This is a genomic window from Sulfurimonas sp. (assembly GCF_023229105.1).
Classification (GTDB): domain Bacteria; phylum Campylobacterota; class Campylobacteria; order Campylobacterales; family Sulfurimonadaceae; genus Sulfurimonas.
The window spans coordinates 1-3,896 of sequence record NZ_JALNZY010000115.1; the positions used below are offsets into that span (position 1 = coordinate 1).

The window sequence follows — 3,896 nt, forward strand, 5'->3', positions numbered from 1 at the left end:
ATCAGGTTACTTTGCCTTTGCAGATATAATCACGCACCTTCTCATCAAATATCTCCGCTCCGCCTCCAGGCATTGAATCCACGCCATTTTCAACCATCAAATCGAGTACCTCATCATAGCTTTTACCATACTCTCGTGAGAGAAAATCAACCTCAGCGGCAGTTAAAGCTTTTATATGTAGATGCGGATAAGCAGTTTTTATCTTTTTAAAAATATCTAAGTACCACTCCAGCCCGGTATTTGGATTGTGAGCTGAGACAATATGAACCTCTTTTGCTCCGCGAGAGTCGATATCTTTTACAATCTCTAGGATTTGCTCATGGCTCATTGTGTACTGATTGGGATTTTTTCTCGTCGCAGAGTAGGCACAAAATTTACAGACATCAGCACAGACATTTGTAGGATTTATATGACGGTTGATATTAAAATATGTCTTTTTGCCATGTCTGTTTTTACGAATAGTATCTGCTAAAAAGCCTAGGTCAAAAAGGTCCATATCATAAAGAGTTAATGCCTCCTCGAAGTTTACTCTTTGCCCTGCTAAAATTTTATCTTTTAAATTCATCTACTGTTTTAACACCTCAAATTTCTCAAGATCACCCAGCTGTTCCCATGGATAATCACTCTGTCCTACCTGCCCGCGAGCCGCAACATCAGCATATAAAAATGTATCTTTTGAGGGTTTATCTAGGCTGAACTTTTTTGTTATCCAGTTTGGAGTAAGGGAGAAGTTGTTTAATACAAACTCTGAGAGTTTATCATCATCCAAACCGCCAATTACTGTTCCGTAAGTATCAACTGCAACAGAAGTAGGACGAGCAACGCCGATTGCGTAAGATATCTGAACAAGTGCCTTTTTTGCAAGTCCTGATGCAACTATATGTTTAGCAATGTAACGTGCCGCATAAAGTCCGCTTCTGTCAACTTTTGTATAATCCTTAGAGCTTTGAGCGCCGCCGCCGATAGGTGCGTACCCGCCAAAACTATCAACTATTAGTTTTCTCCCTGTCAGTCCTGAATCATGCAGGGATGAGTGAGAAACATATTTTCCCGTCGGGTTTATGTGAATAATGCAGTCTTTTTTATTGTATAGCTCGCTTGGAAGTCCAGCATCATCTATAAGATCTTGTATCAAAGCTCTTACGCTGATAATATCCATAGTATTTACACATGGAGCAGATATTACAATTGTATGGATTTTTTGCGGTTGGCACTTCTCAAAATTCTCTTTTTTACCGTAATCCATTGTCACTTGCGTTTTGATATCTACCCCCAGTTTTGAGGGATTTTGCTTTGCAAAGTTATAAACTTTTTCCATCAAAACTCTTGCGTAAGTAATGGCGCTTGGCATGTAGTTTTTCGTCTCAATGTCAGCATAACCAAACATAATCCCCTGATCACCCGCACCCGTCTCGCCGTCTTCTTGGTCAACGCCTTGGTTAATATCGGGAGACTGAGCATTTAAAAGCACTTGAAGCTCTATATCTTCTGGGTGAAGACACTCCTCTTTTGTAAAGTAGGGATTCCCGTCATAGCCTATGTTTACAAGCGCATCATGAACAATTTTCTTATAATCTTCGGTTGTAACTCTAGTTTTTGAAGTTACCTCTCCACCGATTACGATATGTTTTCCTGCAACAAAAACCTCTGATGCAACCCTTGATTTCGGGTCTCCTATGATTAATCTATCGACTATGCTATCTGCGATAATATCCGCACACTTATCGGGATGTCCCGGACTAACTACTTCACTTGTAAAAAGATACATATATTTCCTTGAGTTATTATCAGCCCGCAAGACTCTCGCCACGCAGACTAGTTTGAAAAACACCCCTTAATTTTAACCTATAGGCCGGGTGCCCTCCACATTGAAGTCGTAATATTATCATCTACTAACTTTAATTGGACTTCGTAAGCTTTTTCAAACTTAATTTTTATCTCATCATAAACTTTTTTATTCTCTAACTTTGGCTCATAAACCTTGTCCCAGACAACAAGTTCACGCGCTGCATCAACTATACTTTTGTATATCCCCACACCCACGCCAGCAGCCATCGCAGCCCCTAATGCAGTAGCTTCTCTTACACGAGGAATCTTGACTCTGCATCCTGTTACATCTGCAACTATCTGAGACCAAAGCTCTCCCTTGCTTGCACCGCCTGCAAAAACAATTTCATCTATTTTTATATTTGTAAACTCTTTTATTTTATCGAGATTTATGCTTGAGACTATAGCAGCGTTTTCTTGCAAACTTCTAAACATTGAAGCACGGTTGCAAATATCTGGGTTTATACTAAGGTTTAAAAAACTAGGAGCCGCATGGTACCATTTGCCATACTTCATGGAGTCCGAGAATATTGGCAAAATACCATAAGAACCTACGGGGATTTTTGAAGCTTTTTCTTCCATAATAGTATAAACATCTACACCTCTCTCTTTTGCTTCAAGCTTCTCCATGTCACAAAAAGCATCTCTAAACCATCTCATAACTAAACCGCTAAAAAAGGTTATTCCCTCTGCTTGAGAGAGATTAGAGACTACATGCGGATTTACTCTGATGCTCATATCAAGTGGTGGAGGCGTATTTTTGTCTATATTTACCACTTGTTGCCAAAAAGAGCCGCCTAAAATTGCAGCCTGCCCGATATCCACAACTCCCAATCCTGCACATCCGAGCTGAACATCGCCGCCGCCCATAACTACTTTTGTACTAGTCGATAATCTACTCTCTTTTGATGCTTTATCTGTAACGCTTCCCATAAGAGTTCCGACTTCTAAAACTTCTGAAAATATCTCATCTTTAAGCCCTACTCTTTTTGACATCTCGCTTATCCAGTTGCGATTTTTCAAGGAGAATATCCCAGTAGTTCCGCCGTTACTAGGATCTGTCGCTATAACTCCACAAAGTCGTGCTAATATCCAATCCCCTATCATAGAGATTTTTACAACCCTCTCGTAAAGCTCTGGTCTGTTATTTTTTAGCCACATAATTCGCGGGAGTGCACCAAGAGCAAAAGTCTGCCCCGACTCCGCATAAAACTCCTCTTCAATCCCTTTAAAGTTCTCTTTTAGATACTTAACCTCTCTACCTGCTCTAGCATCAACATTCGCAACTGCCCAAAGTTCATCTCCGTCTTTATCATAAAGAACAATCCCCTCACGCATACTTGTTGCACTAAGAGCCACTATATCCTTACCGCTTAGGTTTGCACTCTTTAGCGACTCTTTTATGCACTCACATGCAAGTACCCAGTTTGCCTTAAAATCAAAGCTCATAGAGTTAGCCACACCCTCCTCTTCAAGATGCGTCCACTCTCTTTGAGCAACGCTTATCTGCTTACCTAAAGTATCAAATATTACTGCTCGTATGCTTCCAGTTCCTGCGTCTATTGCCATTAAATATTGCATATTTTTTCCTAAGATATAAGGTTTTGTATATTTCTTTTGTCACTATTTTTTTTGCGGTAATAGTATAATGATTTGCTGTTTTTGTAAAGAGTCTTTCTTGCTTGCATGTCATCCACTTTGTTTAAGCTACATTATATTTGTTATGTAGTTTTTTTAACAATTAACAAACATTTTTGCGTGTTATTTCTCTGTAAGACACTTAACCCACACTATATACTTAAGAATAATATGCAATTTTTTCTATAAAGTAAAAAAATTTACAATTTGTCATATTTTTTACTAAATTATTATAATTAACACACATTTATTATGTAAGTTATTTTTGTGTTTTTAAGTTAATATCTATATAATGTGCTTGAATAAATAGTTATCCGCTCACTGCGTGACCGGATAACGGGGGCGCGGGTTGAACACCCACTAGTCATCTGTCGCACAGCGCCAGATAACAAGCGGGAGGAGCAAGCAACCATTGCAAAACCTAAAGGTTT

Annotated in this window: 2 protein-coding genes and 1 pseudogene; all 3 read right to left on the reverse strand. The window is 39.1% G+C overall.

Features of this window, described 5'->3' with window-relative positions; all coding sequences use genetic code 11:
- Positions 1-4 precede the first annotated feature (4 nt).
- Positions 5-565, reverse strand: a pseudogene (locus tag M0Q17_RS10820) (radical SAM protein); the annotation flags it as partial.
- Complete coding sequence (gene metK, locus M0Q17_RS10825; RefSeq protein ID WP_295086735.1) at positions 566-1,768, reverse strand: methionine adenosyltransferase; 1,203 nt, start codon at positions 1,766-1,768, stop codon at positions 566-568.
- 77 nt (positions 1,769-1,845) lie between these two features.
- Entirely contained in the window at positions 1,846-3,408 is a 1,563-nt protein-coding gene (lsrK, locus tag M0Q17_RS10830; RefSeq protein ID WP_295086736.1) for an autoinducer-2 kinase, read from the reverse strand.
- Positions 3,409-3,896 lie beyond the last annotated feature (488 nt).

Excerpts from the sequence above, each read along its gene's own strand:
- metK (WP_295086735.1), bottom strand. The coding sequence starts at position 1,768 with ATGTATCTTTTTACAAGTGAAGTAGTTAGTCCGGGACATCCCGATAAG.
- lsrK (WP_295086736.1), bottom strand. The coding sequence starts at position 3,408 with ATGCAATATTTAATGGCAATAGACGCAGGAACTGGAAGCATACGAGCA.